The sequence below is a fragment of the Bacillus mycoides genome (assembly GCF_000832605.1).
Lineage (GTDB): Bacteria > Bacillota > Bacilli > Bacillales > Bacillaceae_G > Bacillus_A > Bacillus_A mycoides.
The window spans coordinates 3,727,377-3,749,154 of the sequence record NZ_CP009692.1 but is presented as its reverse complement, the minus strand read 5'-3'; the positions used below and the strand labels follow the sequence as shown (position 1 = coordinate 3,749,154).

Sequence of the window (21,778 nt, the reverse complement as noted above, 5' to 3'; positions counted from 1 at the left end):
ATTTTTCTAAATATTACAACTTAAGTTTTTTGAAATCAATATAAAATTTTATGTTTAGTTCACAAACTTTCGGAAAAACTAGGAAAGATATGACAAAGGAGGTTATGAACGGTGGATCATCCAATTCAAGGGTTAATGAAAGCGGCAATGGAAAATTTAAAAGAAATGGTCGATGTAAATACGATTGTTGGAGAGCCTGTTCAAACGGCTGACGGTGGTGTAGTGTTAACGGTTTCTAAAGTAGCGTTCGGTTTTGGAGCAGGAGGTTCTGATTTCCAAACGAATGATGGGCAAAGAGCGAACGGTAACCCTGCATTTGGTGGCGGTAGCGCGGGTGGTGTTTCTATTACACCAGTAGCATTTCTAGTCGTGAATAAAGACGGGGTAAATATTCTTCATTTACAAAATGCGACACATTTAGCAGAAAAAATAATTGAATTAGCTCCACAAACAATTGATAAAATTCAATCGATGTTCCAAACAGATGAAAAGAAAGAGGGAAATCATCACCCTCAAAACCCAGATGAAATCCTTTAAAAACGCCTGCTCATAAGCAGGCGTTTTTTCTTGTAATCAGTATGTAATAAAACACATGAAATTGTAAATAGTTTTTGAAGTTTTTTCTATGTTTCTAAAATTTTTCATGTTAAAATATGCTATAGAATTGAAACATATAAAACGAAGGTGGCTAGGTGCTTTGTCTGGAGGATCTGACCAAGTAAACAATATGATATATATTAATGGTAATCGTCGGGGTCATTGTTTTATTACATCTGGAATTACGTTTAAAGAGTTTGCAAGTAACATCCCTTCACCGCTTCATCAAGTATTGCTTTTAAAGCATAATTTTGAGTGGACAGATTTTCATTATCATACTTTATTTGAATATGTTGAGGAAGAAAACATACATAAACTCATTCAAGCAGAGATTGATGAATTTGATGAATTTTGTTGGGTAGATTTCGATGATGCAAGCGATTTAGATGAGTTAGAGCCAAAAGAAATTGCAGAATTATTATATTTGGCTCACAAAAAAGAACCACTTGGAAGAACGTTCTTCCCATTGTTGAAGAATAGATTCGTTTATTTTTCACATGATGACGGTTGGTACAACAAAGTGTATTACCGTAGAATCGGTGATTTTGTAGGAATGCTGAGTAAAGTGATTCCATATAAACTCGGTTCGTTTGGAAAGAAACGTTTTACTTTCTTCCAAAAATCAAAAATTTTCCCAGCAATTTCAAAGGAAGTTATCCTTGGGCTTATGCCGTTAATGGAAGATGGATTATACATTGATTTAGCGGGGAAAATTGAGTCGAGAAGAGGTCTTGAAATTCCGGTATATGTAGTAGGATCATTCGAAAGTACGGATGAGGTACTAGATAATATCGATGAATTGAAAGCAGAAGCAACAGAAACGGGTTGGCTCATTTTTGATAAGAAAGAACAAGAGTGGCAATGGGTTGTAGACTAAGAAAACTTGGCGCATGAAGTCAAGTTTTCTTGTCTTTTGAAAGGAGAACAAATGAAGAAATATTATACAATTGTGGGTATTGTAAGTATTATTCTCGTGGCAATATTACTTATAACTTGTCCGAAAGAATCAGATTTTAAATTGTATTTAGAGGATAAGTATGCATTGAAATGTGACGAGAGTAGCTTTGAATGCACGCAAAATGTAGATGAAAAAAAAGAGAAATTACAGTTTGAAAGTATTGATGCACGAAATGGTGTTTTCTTTATGACTGTAAAGCAAACGTATAAAACAGAAGCTGGTGTTACGAAAGAATATAGCGGGGTAGGTATATTCGGTACATTTCTTTTTGTTTCAGAGAAGACTTTCTAGTAATAGAAGGTCTTTTTTTTATGCTTATGTTCATATAGATGAAGTAAGACAAGCATAGGAGGGGTATTGATGAAGAAGGGATGTATCGTTTGTGGTGGTGAGGAGTTTTTTTCTTCAACATTATATGCACGTACGAAACAAGATTGGGCATATGCGCCAAACATGTACCGATTTGAAAAGGTGTTTATTGAGCATAGAGATGAAGAAAATTATCCAGTTTTTCAAGAAATTACAGCGAAGCATTGTTGTGGATGCGGTCATATCATGTTGTATCATGAATGAACACACCAAGTATAACTTGGTGTGTTTTTTTTAAAACGCTGACAAAGCAAGCGGATAGAGTAAAGTAAATAAAACAGAAAAACTACCAAAACCAATTGCGGTATATCCAAGTGTTCTCGCTCCAAAATTGACAGCTAATAAGCCAACTAAAATAGCAAGGGAGCCGAGTGTAACAGGATAAAAAGCAATGGAGAATAACGAAAGAAATAATGCGACATAGCCGATCATTGCACCGGTATTTGTACCTTCTATTTCATTTGCAATTTCTTTGCGCTCATGTCTAATCGGAATACCAGCCGGAGATATTTCAGCTGCATACTCTTCGTTTTTTTCACCACTTTTAAAATGATGATTTCTCTTTCTTCGCATGTACATCCCTCTCTTTCAATTGGGTGTATCTATAGTATCTTTCATAAGGAGCAGAACATGAGTATGAGTTAAACCCAAGTAAAGCAAAAATTGGAGAAAATAGATTCCGTTGTTATCCTGTTTATCCCGCTATTTGCCGTGCAGTAAGACCCCCACCTCAAAATTCGGCTGGAGCAAAGAAGTTAGATGGGAGTCGGGCTGCCAGTAAAAGCCCGATTGGTTCAAATAATAATCAGTGGGGGACGAACAAACACCCCCACTGATTAAAGTTTCACTTTATCTCCTTATGAAGATAAACAGGGATTTTGGAACATGATGTAGAATGAAATGAATGATAATACGTGAAGGTAGGGGAATGTATGGCGAAGTTTAATTGGCATGAATCGGCAGAGAAAAAATGGGATAACGATGCAGAGTTTTGGAATCAAAATAGTCAAGAAATGTGGGATAGCGGGAGCAGGAGTACAATCATTCCATTTTTTGAGCAGTACGTGGAAAAGGAAGTACAAGTGTTAGATGTTGGCTGTGGTGATGGGTATGGTACATATAAATTAAGTCTTACTGGCTACAAAGCGGTTGGGGTGGACTTATCGGAAGTTATGATTCAAAAGGGTAAGGAGCGCGGAGAAGACCCAAACTTATCTTTTATAAAAGGTGATCTTTCTTCATTACCATTTGAAAATGAGAAATTTGAAGCAATTATGGCAATTAATTCTTTAGAATGGACCGAGGAGCCGTTGCGAGCATTAAATGAAATAAAGCGTGTTTTAAAGAAAGATGGATACGCATGTATTACAATTTTAGGACCGACAGCAAAACCGAGAGAGAACAGTTATCCGCGCCTATATGGCAAAGACGTTGTTTGCAATACGATGATGCCTTGGGAATTTGAACAGTTAGCAAAAGAACAAGGATTTGAAGTTGTAGATGGTACCGGCGTATATAAGCGCGGAGTAAATGAGAAGATGTTAGGTCAGCTACCTACAGAGTTACAACAAGCGTTAACATTTTTATGGGTATTTATGTTAAAAAACGTATAACAAAATTGAAGGGTTTTAGGAGGTAAATAAGTGCAGAAAATACAAAAAACTGATACAATATCATCAGAATCAATTAAAGGGGGACTAGGGTATATGACAACTACTACAACAGTTAAATCTGATATTGAAATCGCACAAGAAGCAAGTATGAAGAAGATTCAAGAAATTGCAGCTAATTTAAATATTTTAGAAGAAGAACTAGAGCCATACGGACATTATAAAGGCAAGTTATCTCTTGATATTTTTAAGCGTTTACAAGATGAGAAAGACGGTAAAGTTGTTTTAGTAACAGCGATTAACCCAACTCCAGCAGGAGAAGGTAAATCAACAGTAACAGTTGGTTTAGGCCAAGCTTTTAATAAAATTGGTAAGAAAACAGTAATTGCACTTCGCGAACCATCTCTTGGACCAACAATGGGATTAAAAGGCGGAGCAGCAGGTGGCGGTTATTCTCAAGTAGTACCAATGGAAGACATTAACCTTCACTTTACTGGAGATATTCATGCGATTACAACTGCCAATAACGCATTAGCGGCGTTTATTGATAATCATATCCAACAAGGAAACACACTTGGAATTGATACGCGTAAAATCGTTTGGAAACGCTGTGTTGACTTAAATGATCGTGCCCTTCGTAACGTAGTAATTGGCCTTGGTGGACCGGTTCAAGGTGTACCACGTGAAGACGGTTTTGATATTACAGTAGCATCTGAAATTATGGCCGTATTCTGCCTTGCAACAGATATTCAAGATTTAAAATCACGTCTATCTCGCATTGTTGTCGCTTATAATTTTTCAAATCAACCTGTAACAGTTAAAGATTTAGGAGTAGAAGGAGCGTTAACACTTCTATTAAAAGATGCATTAAAACCGAACTTAGTACAAACATTAGAAAATACACCAGCTATCATTCATGGCGGACCATTTGCGAATATCGCTCACGGTTGTAACAGTGTTATCGCTACGACAATGGCAGCAAAATTAGGTGATTATGTTATTACAGAAGCTGGATTCGGTGCAGATTTAGGTGCCGAGAAGTTTTTAGATATTAAAGCACGTGCAGCTGGTATTAAACCAGAAGCGGTAGTTATTGTTGCGACTATTCGTGCGCTTAAAATGCACGGTGGTGTGGCGAGAGATCAATTAAAAGAAGAAAATGTAGATGCGTTAGCAAAAGGTATGGAGAACTTACAGAAGCATGTTGAAACAATTCAAAGCTTCGGTGTTCCTTTCGTAATTGCCATTAACAAATTCATTACTGATACAGATGCAGAAGTTGCATACTTACAAGAATGGTGCAATGAGCGTGGCTATGCAGTATCCTTAACAGAAGTTTGGGAGAAAGGTGGCCAAGGCGGAGTTGACCTTGCTGAGAAAGTGTTAAAAGAAATTGAAAAAGGTGAAAACAACTACGCACCACTTTATGAATTAGAATTACCATTAGAAGAAAAAATTCGTACAATTGCTCAAAAAGTTTACGGCGCAAAAGATATTGAATTTGCTCCGAAAGCACGTAAGCAATTAGCTCAATATGAGGGAGAAGGTTGGAGTAACCTACCGATTTGTATGGCGAAAACACAATACTCTCTTTCAGATGATGCAACAAAATTAGGTCGCCCATCTGACTTTATCGTTACAATTCGTGAATTAAAACCATCTATCGGTGCAGGGTTTATCGTTGCGTTAACAGGAACAATGTTAACAATGCCAGGCCTTCCTAAACAACCAGCAGCACTACAAATGGATGTAAATGAAGATGGAAAAGCAGTAGGTTTATTCTAAAAGGTTGTAATTCATCTCGTTTATCTGTAAACTATATATACATCAAGTGGCGCCTTTCCATCGAAAGGCGCCTGTTTTTTGGAGGAAATTATGTTTGATCCAACTGCTTTTGAAAATTTAAAGGTAATTGTGGAAGGAGCTGTCTATGATTTCGATTTACACGGTGATATTCTCGTAACGGATCGAAAAGATGTGATGGACCTTGCTTCATTAAGTCGTATGTATAGTATTTCATTTCAACTAACAGAAACATTTAAAACGATGGTAGAGGCGACATTTTCACTATCTGTTGATGCAAAGAATTTATCAGGTGAAATATTAGAAGTACCTCAGTTTATACCAGGTTGTGAAATGAAGCTGGAATTCTCGTTCGAAATGGAGCAACCAGAGATAGGATGCGAAGAAATTGAAACTTTATTGCATTCTATATGGGGAAAAGAGCGAATGATTACGCAAAAAATTTCATACGAATATAATAAGCAAGCGATTTCATATCATAATAAGGTAGAGGTTCTATTTCAAAAATCGATTACAGAAGACCATGTTGATGATTTAATAGCTGTTATTTCACACATGATAGAAACGGTGCGAACAATACAACATTTTCTTCAAAAATAGAGATAAAGGAGAAAAACAAATGATAAAAGATATGCAACCATTTTTACAACAAGCTTGGGAAAAGGCTGGTTTTAAAGAATTTACTGAAATTCAAAAACAAGCGATTCCAACTATTTTAGAAGGACAAGACGTTATTGCTGAATCTCCAACTGGAACAGGAAAAACATTAGCGTACTTATTACCACTTTTACATAAAATTAATCCTGAAGTTAAACAACCTCAAGTTGTAATTTTAGCGCCAACTCGTGAACTTGTTATGCAAATTCATGAAGAGGTTCAAAAGTTTACAGCAGGAACGGACATTTCAGGTGCGTCTTTAATTGGTGGTGCGGATATTAAGCGCCAAGTTGAAAAATTAAAGAAACATCCGAGAGTTATTGTCGGTTCACCAGGACGTATTTTAGAGTTGATTCGCATGAAAAAATTAAAGATGCATGAAGTGAAAACGATTGTATTTGATGAGTTTGATCAAATTGTAAAACAAAAGATGATGGGTGCTGTACTTGATGTAATTAAATCAACGATGCGCGATCGTCAATTAGTATTCTGCTCGGCGACAATAACAAAAGCTGCAGAAGATGCGGCACGTGATTTGACAGTTGAACCACAATTAGTACGTGTAACACGTTCAGAGGCACAGAGCCTAGTTGAACATACGTATATCGTTTGTGAGCGTCGTGAAAAAAATGATTATATTAGAAGAGTTATGCATATGGGAAATGTAAAAGCAGTTGCCTTCTTAAATGATCCATTCCGTTTAGATGAAATTACTCAAAAACTGAAGTTCCGTAAAATGAAAGCAGCAGCACTTCATGCAGAGGCAAGCAAACAAGAGCGTGAAGTAACGATGCGCGCGTTCCGTAGCGGGAAATTAGAAATATTACTTGCTACTGATATTGCAGCACGTGGATTAGATATCGATGATTTAACACACGTAATCCACTTAGAGTTACCAGACACAGTAGACCAATATATTCACCGCTCAGGACGTACTGGACGTATGGGCAAAGAAGGAACAGTTGTTTCTCTTGTAACAGAACAAGAAGAGCGTAAATTACTTCAATTTGCGAAAAAATTAGGTATCGTGTTTACGAAACAAGAAATGTTCAAAGGAACATTTGTAGAATCGAAACCACCAGCACCAAAGAAAAAGAAACCAGCTTTTACTGGTAAGAAAAAGCCTAGATAAATAATTGGGAAGACGTAACTATGCCTACTGGTAAATGGTTTAACTTTGCTGATAGTGAAGGGAATTACTTTGCAGTAATGGGAAAAAATAAATAATTATATAGTTATGTGAAAATCCCCCTCGTAAATAATGAGGGGGATTAAATATTTGAAGTCAATTTTTTATTAACGAGTTGTTCTATAAAAAATGTTCCTTTTTCAATTGCAGTCTCAATATAACCAACGATTTGATCAAATGAAAACACTTGTAAGTTTTCGTGCAAGTGTTGCTCAGGATATAGCATATCTTCAAAAATATATTGCCGAAAAGCTAAAACATTCTTTCTAGAAATCTCCTCTATATTCACAATGTTAGCCTCTTGATTAAGTAGGGCGAAGAGCTGCTGTTCTTTATCGTAATGATGCAACAATTGTGCGTTCAATAATTTAAAATCGTTATAGTACATAGGTGCGATAGTTTCGTCGTTTTCTATTCTGTTTTTAAGCCAAGGTAGAAAAAAGCCGCTTAGCCAATTATCATCGGCAATGAGGTGGGTATAATAACCTAAAATATAAGGGGAATCCAGATGATCTTCGTATTTATGAATAAATGAATCATAATCTATTCTTCTCGTATAGTTCTTCGTTGTACCAGCGTAAAAATGTGAAGTTCCTTTTTCTTTTTTTGAATGAACAGCATCAGGAGCTACACCACCAAGTAAGAAAGAAGTTTTATCTTGAATAGATAGTTTCTCTGCAATACCGCTCGCGATAATGATATGCATAATTCGTGATCCCATGAATAACACCTCTATTTCATGTATTCATTTAAGGGAGCTGTCTGAACGTGGAGTATTACTTTCCCTGTACTTTGTCTACTTTCGACCCATTCATGTGCTTTCCCTGCATCTTGAAGAGGAAAAGATTTCGTAGCTTTAATTTGTAAACTTCCATCGCGTAAATAACGGAAAACTTGATTCGCAGTTTCTTGAAGCAATTCAGGACGTTTTTTCCGTGTAGTGCCAAAGCTGAAACCGAGTATAGAACGGCAACTTGCGTGTAAATCTTTCGTTTGAAAACTACCAACTTCTCCGCTAGCATTGCCGAAATGGACGAGACGACCGTAATAAGCAAGGCATTCTAAACTTCTTTCGGACACAGTACCAGAAATAGAATCTAAAACAATATTAACGCCTTCTCCGTTTGTAAGTTGATTTATCCTCTCCACAAAATCTTCATCTTGATGACAAATAACATAATCAGCGCCAGCATCTAAAGCAATTTTTCTTTTTGCTTCATTTCCAACAGTACCGATAACTTTTTTAGCCCCTAATAGTTTTGCAAGTTGAATCGCTGTAGTACCAATTCCACCAGCAGCTGCATGGATTAGAACTGTTTCATCTTTTTGTAGTCTTGCAACATTTGCAAGTAAATTGTAGCTTGTAAAAGATACGATAGGGCAGGCAGCTGCAGCTTGAAAATCGACTTCATCAGGTAAAACGAAAGTAAGATTTTCGTTTGCGACAACGTATTCTGCGTAAGATCCGTTTTGAGGGAAAGCGATGACACGTTGTCCAGAATGAATATTTTTCACTTGAGAACCTACGTGTTCTACAATACCAGCTACATCTATACCTGGAATAAAAGGTAATGCTTTGTTTCCTTTTTTGCCATAGCGTGATTTAATATCGGCGAAATTAACACTAGTAGCAACAACACGAATTAAAACTTGATTGTCTGAAATAGCCGGCATCTCCACATCTGTATATTTCATCACTTCAGGACCACCGAACGAAGTTACAACGATAGCTTTCATATACATCCTCCTAAATTTGAATATATATATTATTTTAAATCTTTATTAGAAATTGGAAAATTATATAATTGTTATGCAGGGTTATAAGTGAAGCTTATGAAGTCATTGCATCATTATATTAATTTATTTGAAAAAACTTTGAAAGAAATCGAACGAAATATCGTTTTCTTGCCAATATATAGTGTAGGACAAAGGAGGGATGGTACATGAAGGGTGAAACAGTGTATTCAGATTTAATCCAATTAACTTTATCAGGCAATAAAGAAGCATATAGCGAATTGTATGATAAAACGATTCAAGAAATATATAAGACAGCACATTTTTTAATAGAAGACAAAGCAGATGTAGATGATGTCGTTCAAGAAATATACATACAGCTATATGAATCGCTTCGTAAATATGATAGCGAGAAGCCATTTAGACCTTGGCTAATTGGACTTGCGATTAAACAAATTCATTCTTATAGAAGAAAGAGGTGGATGCGACTACGAATTGTAAAAAAAGCAGAAGAGCAAAGAAAACCAGTACAAATTGATTTTTCTAGCGATGTTGTAAGTAAAATATCAAATCAAAAATTAATCGAACTCATTCATAAGTTACCGTATAAATTGAAACAAGTTATTATCTTAAGATACTTACACGATTACTCTCAAGAAGAAGTAGCACAAATATTACATATTCCAATCGGTACAGTGAAGTCTAGAATTCATGCGGCATTAAAGAAACTACGTCAAAAAGAGCAAGTAGAAGAAATCTTTTTAGGAGAGGTAGGGAATGTGAAATGAGCTTAGATTGTAGAGTTAGAGAATCTATACAAGAAGAAGCGAAGGGGATTATTGCCCCGCCGGAGTTAAAAGAAAAAGTAATTGTTCAAATAAAAATGAAGAGCGGGGGAAGTAAAAGGAAGAAGCGCCTTATCGCAGGAGTGCTTGCAGCCGTATTTTTAATCCCAACGACTGCTTTTGCTTACCAATCTATTATGGCGGATGGTATATACGGATCTTTTGAGAACTTAAAAAAACATGCCGGAGCTATAACATTAGAAGGATACATGCGTTTTAATGCAAAGTTATCACAAGCGAAAGACGAAATGGGTGCGAAGGAATATGAAGAGTTTACAAAAGAACTAAAGAAATTAACAAATGCAAAGCTTGAGTACGGGGATTCGAACGGTAATATTGATTATGATCAATTATCACCAGCTAAAAAAGAGGAAATGAAAAAGGTAGAAATGGAACTTCAGCCGTATTTTGATAAATTAAATGGCCATAAATCTAGTAAAGAAGTATTAACTTCAGAAGAGTATGAACAATATATGGAAGCGTTAATGTCATATCAAACTGTATTAGTAAAAGCGAAATCGAGTGGTGGGATAACAGTAGAAGAAGTACCTGAAGCGTATAAAGAAAGATTTATTAAAGCAGAACAGTTTATGGAGTATGTAGATGAAAAGGTGAGATAAGTAAAAAAGCTCATAGCTTAAGCTGTGAGCTTTTCTTATTGAAACGTAAATATATTAACCACCTATTCCTTTTGCTAGCAATAAGAAATATACAAATATTAGTATGACTCCATTTAATGTCGTACCAACTATTTTAAATAGCCAATTCTTTGATGCGATCGCAAAAATAATACCGAGTAATGAAAGAATACTTAGAAGCACAATAATTAATGTTAAATTTGCATTAGGTCCTCTTAAAATAAAGAAAGAACATATACTTGTGATAAACGTTAGAAACGAGAAAGTCCCTAATTTCATAATAAGTCTCCCTTGTTTGAAATGTATTTTGATTTAGTGCGCGACTTTCTTTAGTTTAACATAAATTTCCTATTACCAATTAAATATATGAACAATAAAAAACGAGTATAAAATCTATGCGATTTCATACTCGTTTTGTTATTACTTAAATTTCCTTACCACATGTATAGCAACTCTTACAAGGAGTATTGCACTTATAAATAAACCACCATAACCAACGACACTTAAAAATTGAACATTAGGTTCTTTTGCATACAAGTTAGGGGCAGAATTATCTTGATTTGCTTAATAAAGTGAAAGTGGGAAATCACTTAGTTATATTCCTTACTATTCTCCTTGTCTTTTTGTATCAAACAATCTAAAAGTGAGTAACCAGCTATTAAACTAATAATGGTAACGAAAGTTGTATTCACAAGAATAATATTAGTTAAATAAGGTAGGTATTTGCCAACTGGTGAAAAGAGTAGGGCTGGAGAAAAGGAAATGAATAGTGTTGGCAACGTAATAGCGATAAATTTATCCGGCTGAAAGCTCCAGTTTTGTTTGCTCGTTTCGCGATTAATGGATTGTAGGAATCGTAATAAAATGCCGAACAAAAGAGGGAAGAGTGTAAAGTAGAATAACCTTGGATAAAAGTTAAAGTTCACTTGCGCGTCTGTTTCTAAATAAAATTGAATTTTTACTCCTACAAATAATAATAAGATGATAAATAATGTAAAGCAGAGGTAAAGTATCAATTTTTGCATTCCATTCCACCATCCTTTATTAAAAAATATATTCAAAAAAAGAAGAGATATACAATAACTACTGTTATATATCTCTTCTTTTACTGTTAGTTGATAGTGGATTTGGATTTCTCTTGCTTCGTGAAATAATCAATAATGCCCATTGCACTAATTTCTATATCTAGATGTAAAATGTTATAAACGGAATGATTTGATGGAACGTTTAACTTTGTAAGATGAGAAGAGATTTTATCCATTAATAAAGTTTGTAAAGCTTTAGTCGCTTCATCGAAATCATTATACTTTTCAAAGACTTCTTTACCAGTACCAACGAAAATAGGTAACCAATGTTCAAGTTGGTTATATACTTCTGTAACATTGGATGATGCGCCGTAATGACCGAAATAAATAGTATCTACATTCATACTTTGAATATGATTTTTAGAAGCAATCATCGCATCTGGCTGGAATTGTGAAGGAGACGTTGATGGTAGATATAGTTCTACATCAAGGTCTGCGAGTTCTCTATAATAAATTCCTATTGTATCGCCAGTAAAAATGCCGTTTGTTAATGAATCGTGAATGCTAATATGGTGCTTCGCATGTCCCGGTGTATTATAAAATGAAAGTGTACGGTCTTCTGCAATTTTTAATGTATCACCATTTTGTACAATATGAACACGTTCTTCTTCAATTGGAAGAATTGGATCAAAAAGTTTATCAAAATCTTCTTTGTACACAGCTTTTGCGCCAAGAATTAGTTTTGTTGGATCAATCATATGACGAGCCCCGCGCGGATGCACAAATAGAGTAGCATTTGGGCACTTTTCCATCATTAACCCTGCTGCGCCTGCGTGATCTAAATGAACATGTGTAACGATAATGTTTTTTACATCATTTAAATTAATATGTAATTGCTGTAATCCGTCTAAAATATAGGGAAGAGAAGGGGCCGCACAAGTTTCAATTAAAGTAATATCGTCACCTAATAAAACGTATGTACCTGTGCGTTCATCATGTTGTAAGTCATAATCATCAATAAGATATAGATGAGAAGATAGTTGTTCTACTTTTTTCATACTTACCACTCCTTATATACGGTATGTATCTATTATACGCTAAAAATAGAAAAAGACAGAAAACGAAAGCTCGTCTTCTGCCCTTTTGTAATGTAGTTATTTCGTTTGTTCTTTATTGATAGACATAACGAACAGTCCAACAATGCCACCAACGATCGGAAGCATAATTTCTCCTGCTAAATTAAAGTAGGAGCTTAAAAATAAACCATTTACATCGATTACCCAGCCAATAACATACAATAACATCATATATAGTACGAAATAAAACTCGCGATTTGAAATCGTTTCATGTTGTGCAGTTTTCATAATGAACACCATCCTTTTCTATTATAATGGAAATATAAACTGTCACATTTTGTTCACAAATTAATTGTAAAACTTTCCATCATAAAAGTCTAGTATATTGTGTCGAATTTTCGAACGAAAATAAAGCGCTATCATTCCGATATGTGAGTACGTAATAAGAGCTGTATATTCACGAATGTAGTATAGTATAAACATAGAATGATAGTGAAGAGAGGGGTAGGAACAATGACAGTTTATGATTTTTCAGCTAAAACAATAACAGGAGAAGATAAATCGTTAAAAGATTACGAAGGAAAAGTACTGCTTATTGTAAATGTAGCTAGTAAATGTGGATTTACACCACAATATAAAGGGTTACAGGAAGTATATGATAAATATAAAGACCAAGGACTAGAAATACTGGGTTTCCCTTGTAATCAATTTGGGGGACAAGAACCAGGCACAGAAGCTGATATTACTAGTTTTTGTGAATTGAACTACGGTGTAAACTTCCCGATGTTTGCAAAGGTTGATGTGAAAGGTGATAAAGCTCATCCACTATATACATACATGACAGAACAAGCACCAGGTTTACTCGGTATGAAAGCAGTAAAATGGAACTTTACTAAGTTTCTAATCGGAAAAGACGGGAAAGTAGTAGGGCGTTTTGCGCCGCAGACGAAGCCGGTGGATTTAGAGGTTGAGATTGAGAAGGTGCTTGGGGAATAATTAGGAGTTGGCTATCTTTTATTATGTTTACTAAAAAACACCTCAAAGAACAAAGTAGCTCTTTGAGGTGTTTTCTTTAAACTCACATTATCAAGATTAAATCACTCTTTCGTAGTCGTTTGATTTAGGCAGAGAAGCTGCTTTTTTCATAAGCACTTCCCATAAGTGTACGGATGTCTTCCATGCGGCTGCGGCCTGTTCCTTTTGATACATAGCGTTCTCATAACTGAAAGTAAGTTGTTGCATATCGGCCGAATTGTAAAGTGTATCGATGTGGAGAGCGTATTCTCGGAATGTTTGACTTTCACCCCGTGGTATGCCGATTCTCGCAAATTGTTTTAAAAGTGCACCGTAAGCTTTTTGATAAACAGCATCATCTTTTCGGTATTTATAGAAAAGAATAATAAAAAATGTAATCCATTTCATTCTAGTGGTGAAGAGAATGTATCCGATGATACTAATCGGTATCGTAGAGAGGAATACGTACCACCAAGAAAAATCATTTTTGGAATTTGTAATCTTTTTAGTAGAGGCTTCTTCTGTATTTTCTATTAAACTTTTGAGCTTTGCTTCATTGTTCCGTTGGTGTATTGGCTCGTTATTAGAATTATTTACTTCGTTATTTTGTGAAGTAGAAGCAGGAGTATTATTTGTAAAATTATAGGGATTGGTAAATCCTTTTGTTGGTTCGAATGGAATCCATCCGTATCCTGGGAAATATACTTCGACCCAAGAGTGTGCGTTATTGTTCGCGATTGTATAAACATTCTCACCTTCTGCAGAGGCAAGTGTATTCTCCAGAGTTCCTTCTGTAAATCCTTTTACCCAGCGAGCAGGAATCCCAGCAGAACGAAGTAACACGATCATAGATGTCGAAAAATTATTGCAGTAACCGCTTTTTGTATCGAAAAGGAATTGATCTACATAGTCTTGGTTTTTGGCAGGGTATAAGACATTCATTGTTTCGTATACAAAAGAATTGTCTGTAAAGTAATTTTCAATAGCTAATACTTTATCATATCGGTTGTCTTTATCATTTGTAAGATTGACAGCCAAGTCTTTTACTCGCTGCGGTAATGATTCGGGAAGTTGTGTGTACTTTGCCATGAAATAAGGACTTGTTTCATGACCTTCATTCGTTTTTACAGATTTCAAATTTTCTATGGAAAACTCCGGAACCTCATATGTTACTTTATACGAATTTAAAGTAGTAGAAGAGTCTCCGTGCATCGTATAGATTTTTTCTGAAAATGGGTCAACGCTGTATGATACATCAGAAGAAGCCTCAACTGATACTAATCCTGCTGGATAGGTAAGGTGAGGATAACTTTTTTGCATGGTGATTGTTGCCTCAGTTATCTCCGTTTTTGTATTTGGTTCGTACCAGCTCACGACGTCGTTTTTATTTTTAAAAGAAACTTTTTTTCGATTTTCAGAAACATCCCAACCTTTTCCTGTATAAAAATCTTTTGTTTCTACTCTCCAATATTGTTTGTTTTGCGTTTGTGCTGTAAAAATAATTGTATTATCCGGCTTAAAAGGACCACCTAATTGCGAGTCATCTAGACCATATCCAATTTTAGAAACTGCTTGTTCTTTACTTGCTTCAGATGTGTTGAATTTCAAAAAATCCATTGGGTTTGGCCATTGAGGGCCAAATTTTGGAGCAAAGTATGCGATGGTTGCTGACAATACAATAAATATTGTAAGAGGTCTAAGTAATTTTGAGATTGCTCTAGCATAATTTTGTAAGTGTTCCATCTTTTTTATTCGTTCTATTTGAAGAAGACTAAGTATAAAAAAGCCGATGACAACAGTACGAATAATAGCGTAGTTTGCATTGTATAAATGTAAGTTATGAAAAGTTGTGATATAAATAATAGTCAATGCAAGAAATAACAACCCACGTTTTTTATGAATAACCCAAAAAGAGCTGAAAGAACTCAAAAACCAAAATGATAGAAAAAATAATAATGTTGGAAAAACTGGAGAAATATCTAGCAAATCCCCCTGGAAAAACAGAGAGGAATTTCGAGAAATATCAGCAAAAAATTTTGTTAGCCAAGATGGATTTATAAAAGCATTTTTATAATACAGGAAATGAATGATGAATAAGATCGTGACGATCTTTATTGGAATCTGCCACCTTGTTTGAAAAAAAGAGAGAGTGAAGCAAATTCCTATAAATATTACAAAAATATCTAATCTACCTACGTTTGTAATACCTATAAGGGGTCTTAGCCATTCTAGTAAAAGTAAAAATGCGCATGCATGCATGAAGAATCTGCTCATATCCCATTTGTATTTTGTTTGTAATGTTATCATTTGCTCACCTCAAAAAACACGTTTGTATACCGGTTCCCATAAACCACATTTACAAATATTTTTCGTTTTTGTAGAGTTTCTAGAATACTTAGTTCTCGATGTGAGAGTTGATTTGTTTTTTCTTTCACGACAAACACCATTAATTTTCTGTTTTTTATAGCGGCATAGTCAGCCGCCTTTTGAATATCGGGAGAAAGATCGCTTGTCACGAGTATAATCGTTACGGGCTCATAAATTTTTCTTAATTCCATTTCTACACTTCGAGAGAGCGGGAATACACTGTCTGCTTGTACTTTCGCTAAATGACAAAAGATTTGTTGTAACTGACTATCTCCATTGTCTAAAGGGAAAAAAGTTCGTTCTTTTCCGACAGACACGAATGACGCTGGTGAATTTTGCTTCAAGACAGCCCTCACAATAGAGGCAGTAAACGTTACGACTGATTCGAATAGAGGGGACTCAGTTCTGTCCATAAATATCATAATATTATGGCTGCGCTGTTGTTCAAACTCTTTCGTCATAATGTTGTTTGTTCGTGCAGTTGCTTTCCAATCAATCCATGAAAAGCGGTCACCAGGTTTATAGTCTCTGACACCGACAGAGATTGTAGAGTCTTTTACTAAATTTATATTTGCTGAAAGCGCTCCTTGTTCGAAATGATTTTCCAATTGTCGATACGTTATATCTACGTACTGGGGATAGATTAAAAATGTATCTGGAACTGAAAAAGTTACTTCTTTCTCCATCATTCCGAATAGATCACCAGTTTTGACACGTACGCTTGAAAAAGTGTGCTCTCCTCTAGGGATTGTGTCAATAACATATTGAAACGAAATATTCCGTTTGAATCCTGGAAAGAGTATTACCTTATTCACCTTCGTTTGTATACAACTTGTAAATTGTGAAGGTAGTTCATCTTCTATAACTAAATAAAGTAAGGGAAAAGGAAATTTTCTTTTTATTGTAATAGTGCTTAAAAATTGTTCTCCTGCTGCATATTCATTTTGGTTTGTTATTCGTTTTACTTCAGCGTCTCGTAAAGCGTAGAAGGGAAGTAGTAGTGAATAAAGACCAATAGGAATCGTACTGTAAAACAAAAACCAACTTACAAATCCTCCTTGAAGCATAGCGTATACAAATGTTAAGAATAGGCATAGAGGTATTAGCAATAACTTCGTAACGTGATATAGTGCTCGTAGTAGTCGTTTCATCAAAGGTTTTTCGTCCTTTGAGTCGGCACGGTAGTTCGTGCAACGATTTTGGCGATAACTTGTTCTCCTGTTATTCCTTCAAATTTTGCTTCCATTTTTAGAATCAGTCTGTGAGCTAAAACGTAAGGCGCTAAAAATTTAACATCGTCTGGAATAACATAATTTCTGCCATGGATGAATGCATAAGCTTGTGAAGCTTTCATTAAAGCGATTGAGCCGCGTGGACTTGCACCTAGCTGTATAGAACTATAAGAACGAGTCTGACTAACAAGCTTTACAATGTAATGCTTGATTGCTTTGTCCATGCTTACTTCCCGTACGCTTTGTTGTAAATAAAGTAATTCTTTTATTGTAGTAATAGCTTGTAAATGAGAGAGTGGATTTGTTTTTTCCATCCGGTTTAAAATTTCAAATTCTTCTTCTGGTGTAGGATATCCCATTCTTAGCTTCAACAAGAAACGATCGAGCTGAGCTTCTGGTAAAGGATATGTTCCCTCATATTCGACCGGATTTTGTGTAGCCATTACAAAGAAAGGTTTTGGTAACGATCTTGTAATGCCATCTATTGTGATAGTGCCTTCTTCCATACTTTCAAGTAAGGCAGATTGTGTCTTTGGAGATGTACGATTAATTTCATCAGCAAGTACAAAATTCCCCATAATCGGTCCAGGCTTGAACTCAAATTGGAGTTCTTTTGGATTATAAATAGAAACACCTGTTACATCTGACGGCAGTAAATCAGGTGTGAATTGAATACGCTTGTAATCGGCATCAATGGATTTAGAAAGAGCACGTACTAGCATTGTTTTCCCAACGCCAGGAACATCTTCTAATAGTACATGACCTTCAGCTAAGAGAGCTGTCAAAGCTAAGATCGTTTCTTTTCGTTTTCCGACCATTAATTTTTCAATATTGGTGATTATTTTTTCTACTATGGGATGTAATGAATCAAGCTGGGGCATCGTAATCCTCCTAATTTTATTATCGTTTCTAATTCATTTTTATGTTAAAGAAAAGGAGTTCCTTCATTTTAATGCAGTATAATAGTAATCTAAGAGGTAAGTAGGAATGGTTTATATAAGTTCATATTGAGAACTTATATAAATAGGAAAAACTTAAATGTTAAAAAATCATGGTGATATACTCTACAATTTCTATGCCCTCAAAGGAAATCTCACTCTAAATTCAAAGAATATTCAGATTATTAATCAGGTTACATCTAGTATAATTGTTTCCGTAACTAAGAGCAATAAAGTAAATAATGATTTGTAGTTTTGTGTAAAGTATGTCTTGATATAAAATAGTAGCGTTGAAAAAAATAAATTCCTTACATACAATTTATAATCTTTTTCTTATAGCATTTTTGAAATAATATCAAAACTTTTTTTATATTTATAAAGAAAAACGTAGGAATGTCTCCTGCGTTTTTTCTTTTGCAAAATAGGTGTAGCCTCTAATTCCTATTCTCCTAATAATCACGGGTGATCCTAAAACTTCACAACCGAACAAAGAAACCTTTGTTTCCGAATAATTTCTCTCAAACTTATTTTCTACTGAATTTTTGACAATCTCTTGAACTGTGCGAAATGTCACATCTGTATTTTCCCCCCCCTTATAGTAAGGGTATGTAAGAGAGACGTATTAAAGGAGTGAACATTTGATTAGAAGTTTTACTTTATGAGAGGACTTGTTTTTTAGTGGGATTAAAGAAGAGAGGCAGGATGTAGTTCTTCTTCTGAAATCTCTTAAAAGAGGAAGACCTCTCGTAAATGTTGTTTAATCATTTTTTCTTTCATAAATACAACTCCTTAATGCAATCTAACATATTCCTTCAATAAATTAGATTATATCAAGCTACTCAGTGAAAAGGCGGGGGAAGCGTGAATATTTTTCACACAATGAAAAAGCAGGACATGAGCATTTATACTCATGTCCTGCACTTTATTTATGCTCTTGAAATTGCACGCGGAAATAAAATATTATTTTCTAAATGAATATGCTCAAATAAATCAGATTCAATGGCTTCAAGGCGCTGGTAAACAAGGCGATAAGTGCCGCAAGCTCCTTCTGGTGGAGTAAAGTCATTTGTCACCTTACGAAGTTCTTTAATAATATTGCCAGCGTGGTTATGTTCATCCTCCAATTCGTCTACTACTTTACGTAACTTTGCATAGTTTTCATTAGTTGGATTTTGTTCGAATTCTAAAATTAACGGAAAATCTTCCGTTTCTTCTTTAATTAAATGTTGTTCTAATTCCATTTTAAGTTCATGAAATAGTTTATGAATTTGAGCTAAATGAGGCTGATTTGCTCCATGAACGCGTAATACTTTCGTCACATAGGGACTTAGCTGTGGCAACTCTTCATTTAAATAGCGATGATGCTTATTAATCACATAATCAATCAATTCTTGATAAGAAGCATTTTTCCAATCAATTTCAGATTCGTTTAATAGTTTCGTATTATTATAAAGCGTATTTAACTCTGTGATTACCTCTGTTACTGATAAATTTCTTTCATTAATTGCATCAATAAGTGGTCTACTACCACCACAACAAAAGTCTATTCTATATGATTTAAAAAGATCACTAGCTTTCGGGAATTGTGTTACAATCTCACCGATAATTGAAGTTTCAGTAAATGTATGTTTCATATGAATGCCTCCATAAAATTTAAATGTAATATCTAAATCAAGAATAGCGATAAATTAAAATCAATGTGGTGATTTAAATCACTTATTATGTGTCATTTTTGAGAATAATAAAATGAGTTTTATAAAAGGGAGAGGGAGGGTAATTTGTCGCAATAGTTTCTGATAATAAAAAAAGAAGCTTACTAGAAGCTTCTTTTTTACTACTATTTTTCACATGCAACTCCATCGCCATCACGATCAAGTTTAGAGCTATAACCTGGTTGATCTCTATATAATGGAGCTTTTCCAGCATTTTTAACTTCAGTACAATTTTTGTAAGTTACATTACTATTGTTACTTGCAGCTGGTTGTGTTTGAGCTTGCTGTGCTTTTTGCTGGTCCTCTTGTTGTTTGCGAGCTTGTTCATCAGCCTGGCGTTTTTGCTCTTCTTGTTGTTTACGAGCCTGTTCATCAGCTTGGCGTTTTTGCTCTTCTTGTTGTTTACGAGCCTGTTCATCAGCTAGACGTTTTTGCTCTTCTTGTTGTTTACGAGCCTGTTCATCAGCTAGACGTTTTTGCTCTTCTTGTTGTTTACGAGCTTGTTCATCAGCTAGACGCTTTTCATCTTCTTGCTTAAGAGCTTGTTCTTCCGCTTCTTTCTTTTCTAATTCTTTTTTCTTCTCGCTCTCTTTTTGTTCTGCATTGTTAGAAGCAACTTTTTTACTAGTGGCTGCCGTCTTTTCAGAAGAAGGAGCTGAAATACTTGATAATGCAACAAAAATGACAAATAAAATAGCAGTGATAATAAATTGTTTTTTTGCTACACCTGTCTTTTTAATTACGGATAAGATTGCTAGAACAAGGAAAAAAATAAATAAAATTAAACTTAAAGTAGCAAAAAAATCGATGACTGGGTGTTCAGATTTTGTAGTGCCCATTCCTATTAAGAGAATTGAAATCATAAAAAGAATAACAGTAGGACGACCATATTGTTTTGCTTTTCCATTTTTCTTAAAGAATGAAATGATACATAAGATTAAAAGAATAAAAGCTATAAAAAATAAAGCTACACCAATATTACTCAAAACTGCCATTTTCATACCTCCATTTGTAAGATTTTCTCTATTGATTATATAGGGACTTATTGGATATTACACGTTTTATATTAATTTAGAAAATTAATATTTTTAATAGATGTATAAACGTTTATTTCTTATATAAGGAAAAATAGATATATTTACTATTACATTTTGAAAGAGATTTCATAAATTATAGTATATCGATTGAAAGGAGGAGATTTGAATGGAATTTCAATTATTAGTGAATTGCGTGTTACAAGAAGGGAATGCTTACTTTTTAGTAACAAAAGTAGACGATGTTATTACGTTGAAAGTGCCAATTACAGCAGGAGTAGCAGGTTTATTCTTAGCTTTAGGTGTACCAAGATGTTCTTAATTTAGCTTTTGATAGTAAAAGGATGAGGGACAAGCCTTCTCCTTTTACTATTACATAATTTTTTTATGTAAACTAAATAAGACTTTTTAAGTTTTTTAATATTATTTTTGCCATAGCACGTTTAAAACGGACATGCATATACTATAGTGTTTCATTGGCCTTTGATGATGAACGATAGTTTTAAAAAGTGTATCGAAAGTAGAAGTGATATTCTTTTCAATAATGAAAATAGAAGAGGTGCTAGTATATATGAAAAGACGAACGTATGATATTCCAGTCGTATTACGAAGAGAATGGTTTTTAATAGAATTAGCGCATTTAACAAAAAAATATGGGATTGAAATAGCAACTAGTAAAATAGAAGATGCACCATTTCTAAGAGATCAAGTTACAGAATTCAAAATAGGAGCGGGTTTGCAATACGATAAATATGATGATGAGTACATCATCGAGTTTTAAACAAAGAAGCTGCGTATAAAAGGTTATTAAAGAGACCTTTTATACGCAGTTTTTTTTGTAAAGAGAAAGCTTTATTGAGAAATATTCAAAACGCTTATTGTAAAAAGGAATGAAGAAATGTTGAGAGAATAACGTTTGATAAGAAAGGAATGCGGCTATTAATTTCTTATTATATTGTAACGTAAAAGTAATTGATTAA

Annotated in this window: 25 protein-coding genes and 1 pseudogene; 14 read left to right on the top strand and 12 right to left on the bottom strand. The window is 34.6% G+C overall.

The annotated features are described in order from the left end of the window. Positions 1-111 precede the first annotated feature (111 nt). The 4 genes from ytfJ to BG05_RS20985 all read left to right on the top strand — a co-directional run bounded on the left by ytfJ (position 112) and on the right by BG05_RS20985 (position 2,128). A complete protein-coding gene (gene ytfJ, locus BG05_RS21000; protein ID WP_002127061.1) occupies positions 112-537 on the top strand; it encodes a GerW family sporulation protein in 426 nt (141 codons plus the stop codon). Between the two features lie 160 nt (positions 538-697). Then, entirely contained in the window at positions 698-1,474 is a 777-nt protein-coding gene (locus BG05_RS20995) for a hypothetical protein (RefSeq protein ID WP_002085994.1), read from the top strand. 51 nt (positions 1,475-1,525) lie between these two features. Next, positions 1,526-1,846, top strand: a complete 321-nt coding sequence (locus tag BG05_RS20990; RefSeq protein WP_002118741.1) for a hypothetical protein — start codon at positions 1,526-1,528, stop codon at positions 1,844-1,846. A 69-nt stretch (positions 1,847-1,915) separates the two neighbouring features. After that, a complete protein-coding gene (locus BG05_RS20985; protein ID WP_002012518.1) occupies positions 1,916-2,128 on the top strand; it encodes a hypothetical protein in 213 nt (70 codons plus the stop codon). 30 nt (positions 2,129-2,158) lie between these two features. Here the strand turns inward: BG05_RS20985 and BG05_RS20980 are convergent, their stop codons facing one another. Next, the gene (locus BG05_RS20980) at positions 2,159-2,497 is read right to left on the bottom strand and encodes a hypothetical protein (RefSeq protein WP_001253195.1); all 339 of its coding nucleotides are present in this window, start codon (positions 2,495-2,497) and stop codon (positions 2,159-2,161) included. A 359-nt stretch (positions 2,498-2,856) separates the two neighbouring features. Between BG05_RS20980 and BG05_RS20975 the strand changes: the two genes are divergently transcribed. The 5 genes and pseudogenes from BG05_RS20975 to BG05_RS30020 form a co-directional block, all read left to right on the top strand. Beyond that, complete coding sequence (locus BG05_RS20975) at positions 2,857-3,537, top strand: class I SAM-dependent methyltransferase (protein ID WP_033733905.1); 681 nt, start codon at positions 2,857-2,859, stop codon at positions 3,535-3,537. A gap of 93 nt (positions 3,538-3,630) precedes the next feature. Beyond that, entirely contained in the window at positions 3,631-5,319 is a 1,689-nt protein-coding gene (locus BG05_RS20970; protein WP_002031556.1) for a formate--tetrahydrofolate ligase, read from the top strand. 90 nt (positions 5,320-5,409) lie between these two features. Further along, positions 5,410-5,937 carry a hypothetical protein gene (locus tag BG05_RS20965; protein ID WP_002065080.1) on the top strand — a complete coding sequence of 176 codons (528 nt, stop codon included), beginning with the start codon at positions 5,410-5,412 and terminating at the stop codon, positions 5,935-5,937. 19 nt (positions 5,938-5,956) lie between these two features. After that, the gene (locus BG05_RS20960) at positions 5,957-7,126 is read left to right on the top strand and encodes a DEAD/DEAH box helicase (RefSeq protein ID WP_002012513.1); all 1,170 of its coding nucleotides are present in this window, start codon (positions 5,957-5,959) and stop codon (positions 7,124-7,126) included. A gap of 8 nt (positions 7,127-7,134) precedes the next feature. Next, a pseudogene (locus BG05_RS30020) lies at positions 7,135-7,221 on the top strand (VOC family protein); the annotation flags it as partial. A gap of 44 nt (positions 7,222-7,265) precedes the next feature. Here the strand turns inward: BG05_RS30020 and BG05_RS20955 are convergent. Both BG05_RS20955 and BG05_RS20950 read right to left on the bottom strand, forming a co-directional pair. Then, on the bottom strand, positions 7,266-7,904 hold the full coding sequence (locus tag BG05_RS20955) for a zinc dependent phospholipase C family protein (RefSeq protein WP_002135913.1): 639 nt from the start codon (positions 7,902-7,904) through the stop codon (positions 7,266-7,268). Between the two features lie 11 nt (positions 7,905-7,915). Next, complete coding sequence (locus BG05_RS20950; RefSeq protein ID WP_033733903.1) at positions 7,916-8,920, bottom strand: quinone oxidoreductase family protein; 1,005 nt, start codon at positions 8,918-8,920, stop codon at positions 7,916-7,918. 206 nt (positions 8,921-9,126) lie between these two features. Here BG05_RS20950 and BG05_RS20945 point away from each other — a divergent pair, with 206 nt between their 5' ends. After that, positions 9,127-9,705 (top strand): sigma-70 family RNA polymerase sigma factor, encoded by a 579-nt coding sequence (locus BG05_RS20945; RefSeq protein WP_002165914.1) that lies wholly within the window; start codon positions 9,127-9,129, stop codon positions 9,703-9,705. Beyond that, entirely contained in the window at positions 9,702-10,382 is a 681-nt protein-coding gene (locus BG05_RS20940) for a DUF3600 domain-containing protein (protein ID WP_033733901.1), read from the top strand. The genes BG05_RS20945 and BG05_RS20940 overlap by 4 nt, the downstream gene beginning before the upstream one ends. Positions 10,383-10,436: 54 nt before the next feature. Here BG05_RS20940 and BG05_RS20935 read toward each other — a convergent pair whose 3' ends face one another. The 4 genes from BG05_RS20935 to BG05_RS20920 all read right to left on the bottom strand — a co-directional run bounded on the left by BG05_RS20935 (position 10,437) and on the right by BG05_RS20920 (position 12,789). Then, positions 10,437-10,679, bottom strand: coding sequence for a hypothetical protein (locus tag BG05_RS20935; protein ID WP_003188879.1), 243 nt, complete (start codon positions 10,677-10,679; stop codon positions 10,437-10,439). A gap of 311 nt (positions 10,680-10,990) precedes the next feature. Next, entirely contained in the window at positions 10,991-11,425 is a 435-nt protein-coding gene (locus BG05_RS20930) for a hypothetical protein (protein WP_002012503.1), read from the bottom strand. 86 nt (positions 11,426-11,511) lie between these two features. Next, positions 11,512-12,483, bottom strand: a complete 972-nt coding sequence (locus BG05_RS20925; protein ID WP_002127079.1) for an MBL fold metallo-hydrolase — start codon at positions 12,481-12,483, stop codon at positions 11,512-11,514. Between the two features lie 96 nt (positions 12,484-12,579). Further along, positions 12,580-12,789 (bottom strand): DUF3925 family protein, encoded by a 210-nt coding sequence (locus BG05_RS20920; protein ID WP_002127081.1) that lies wholly within the window; start codon positions 12,787-12,789, stop codon positions 12,580-12,582. 225 nt (positions 12,790-13,014) lie between these two features. Between BG05_RS20920 and bsaA the strand changes: the two genes are divergently transcribed. Then, entirely contained in the window at positions 13,015-13,497 is a 483-nt protein-coding gene (gene bsaA / locus BG05_RS20915) for a glutathione peroxidase (RefSeq protein WP_033733898.1), read from the top strand. A 96-nt stretch (positions 13,498-13,593) separates the two neighbouring features. Here bsaA and BG05_RS20910 read toward each other — a convergent pair whose 3' ends face one another. The 5 genes from BG05_RS20910 to BG05_RS20885 all read right to left on the bottom strand — a co-directional run bounded on the left by BG05_RS20910 (position 13,594) and on the right by BG05_RS20885 (position 20,759). Then, the gene (locus BG05_RS20910; protein WP_033733895.1) at positions 13,594-15,822 is read right to left on the bottom strand and encodes a transglutaminase TgpA family protein; all 2,229 of its coding nucleotides are present in this window, start codon (positions 15,820-15,822) and stop codon (positions 13,594-13,596) included. Then, the gene (locus BG05_RS20905) at positions 15,819-17,033 is read right to left on the bottom strand and encodes a DUF58 domain-containing protein (RefSeq protein WP_003188866.1); all 1,215 of its coding nucleotides are present in this window, start codon (positions 17,031-17,033) and stop codon (positions 15,819-15,821) included. Before BG05_RS20905 ends, BG05_RS20910 begins: the two co-directional genes overlap by 4 nt. Then, positions 17,033-17,995, bottom strand: coding sequence for an AAA family ATPase (locus tag BG05_RS20900; RefSeq protein WP_033733892.1), 963 nt, complete (start codon positions 17,993-17,995; stop codon positions 17,033-17,035). Before BG05_RS20900 ends, BG05_RS20905 begins: the two co-directional genes overlap by 1 nt. A 983-nt stretch (positions 17,996-18,978) precedes the next feature. Continuing rightward, positions 18,979-19,686 (bottom strand): iron-sulfur cluster repair di-iron protein, encoded by a 708-nt coding sequence (ric, locus tag BG05_RS20890; protein WP_003188862.1) that lies wholly within the window; start codon positions 19,684-19,686, stop codon positions 18,979-18,981. 203 nt (positions 19,687-19,889) lie between these two features. Beyond that, entirely contained in the window at positions 19,890-20,759 is an 870-nt protein-coding gene (locus tag BG05_RS20885) for an excalibur calcium-binding domain-containing protein (protein WP_041868012.1), read from the bottom strand. Between the two features lie 208 nt (positions 20,760-20,967). Between BG05_RS20885 and exsG the strand changes: the two genes are divergently transcribed. Both exsG and BG05_RS20875 read left to right on the top strand, forming a co-directional pair. Beyond that, a complete protein-coding gene (gene exsG, locus BG05_RS20880) occupies positions 20,968-21,120 on the top strand; it encodes an exosporium protein ExsG (RefSeq protein ID WP_000395676.1) in 153 nt (50 codons plus the stop codon). 249 nt (positions 21,121-21,369) lie between these two features. Next, the gene (locus tag BG05_RS20875) at positions 21,370-21,579 is read left to right on the top strand and encodes a hypothetical protein (protein ID WP_002085943.1); all 210 of its coding nucleotides are present in this window, start codon (positions 21,370-21,372) and stop codon (positions 21,577-21,579) included. Positions 21,580-21,778: the final 199 nt, after the last annotated feature.

Excerpts from the sequence above, each read along its gene's own strand:
- BG05_RS20940 (WP_033733901.1), top strand. The coding sequence starts at position 9,702 with ATGAGCTTAGATTGTAGAGTTAGAGAATCTATACAAGAAGAAGCGAAG.
- BG05_RS20925 (WP_002127079.1), bottom strand. The coding sequence starts at position 12,483 with ATGAAAAAAGTAGAACAACTATCTTCTCATCTATATCTTATTGATGAT.
- bsaA (WP_033733898.1), top strand. The coding sequence starts at position 13,015 with ATGACAGTTTATGATTTTTCAGCTAAAACAATAACAGGAGAAGATAAA.
- BG05_RS20980 (WP_001253195.1), bottom strand. The coding sequence starts at position 2,497 with ATGCGAAGAAAGAGAAATCATCATTTTAAAAGTGGTGAAAAAAACGAA.
- BG05_RS20900 (WP_033733892.1), bottom strand. The coding sequence starts at position 17,995 with ATGCCCCAGCTTGATTCATTACATCCCATAGTAGAAAAAATAATCACC.
- BG05_RS20885 (WP_041868012.1), bottom strand. The coding sequence starts at position 20,759 with ATGGCAGTTTTGAGTAATATTGGTGTAGCTTTATTTTTTATAGCTTTT.
- BG05_RS20965 (WP_002065080.1), top strand. The coding sequence starts at position 5,410 with ATGTTTGATCCAACTGCTTTTGAAAATTTAAAGGTAATTGTGGAAGGA.
- BG05_RS20875 (WP_002085943.1), top strand. The coding sequence starts at position 21,370 with ATGAAAAGACGAACGTATGATATTCCAGTCGTATTACGAAGAGAATGG.
- BG05_RS20970 (WP_002031556.1), top strand. The coding sequence starts at position 3,631 with ATGACAACTACTACAACAGTTAAATCTGATATTGAAATCGCACAAGAA.
- exsG (WP_000395676.1), top strand. The coding sequence starts at position 20,968 with ATGGAATTTCAATTATTAGTGAATTGCGTGTTACAAGAAGGGAATGCT.
- BG05_RS20935 (WP_003188879.1), bottom strand. The coding sequence starts at position 10,679 with ATGAAATTAGGGACTTTCTCGTTTCTAACGTTTATCACAAGTATATGT.
- BG05_RS20920 (WP_002127081.1), bottom strand. The coding sequence starts at position 12,789 with ATGAAAACTGCACAACATGAAACGATTTCAAATCGCGAGTTTTATTTC.
- ric (WP_003188862.1), bottom strand. The coding sequence starts at position 19,686 with ATGAAACATACATTTACTGAAACTTCAATTATCGGTGAGATTGTAACA.
- BG05_RS20910 (WP_033733895.1), bottom strand. The coding sequence starts at position 15,822 with ATGATAACATTACAAACAAAATACAAATGGGATATGAGCAGATTCTTC.
- BG05_RS20955 (WP_002135913.1), bottom strand. The coding sequence starts at position 7,904 with ATGGGATCACGAATTATGCATATCATTATCGCGAGCGGTATTGCAGAG.
- BG05_RS20905 (WP_003188866.1), bottom strand. The coding sequence starts at position 17,033 with ATGAAACGACTACTACGAGCACTATATCACGTTACGAAGTTATTGCTA.
- BG05_RS20945 (WP_002165914.1), top strand. The coding sequence starts at position 9,127 with ATGAAGGGTGAAACAGTGTATTCAGATTTAATCCAATTAACTTTATCA.
- BG05_RS20990 (WP_002118741.1), top strand. The coding sequence starts at position 1,526 with ATGAAGAAATATTATACAATTGTGGGTATTGTAAGTATTATTCTCGTG.
- BG05_RS20985 (WP_002012518.1), top strand. The coding sequence starts at position 1,916 with ATGAAGAAGGGATGTATCGTTTGTGGTGGTGAGGAGTTTTTTTCTTCA.
- BG05_RS20930 (WP_002012503.1), bottom strand. The coding sequence starts at position 11,425 with ATGCAAAAATTGATACTTTACCTCTGCTTTACATTATTTATCATCTTA.
- BG05_RS20960 (WP_002012513.1), top strand. The coding sequence starts at position 5,957 with ATGATAAAAGATATGCAACCATTTTTACAACAAGCTTGGGAAAAGGCT.
- BG05_RS20975 (WP_033733905.1), top strand. The coding sequence starts at position 2,857 with ATGGCGAAGTTTAATTGGCATGAATCGGCAGAGAAAAAATGGGATAAC.
- BG05_RS20950 (WP_033733903.1), bottom strand. The coding sequence starts at position 8,920 with ATGAAAGCTATCGTTGTAACTTCGTTCGGTGGTCCTGAAGTGATGAAA.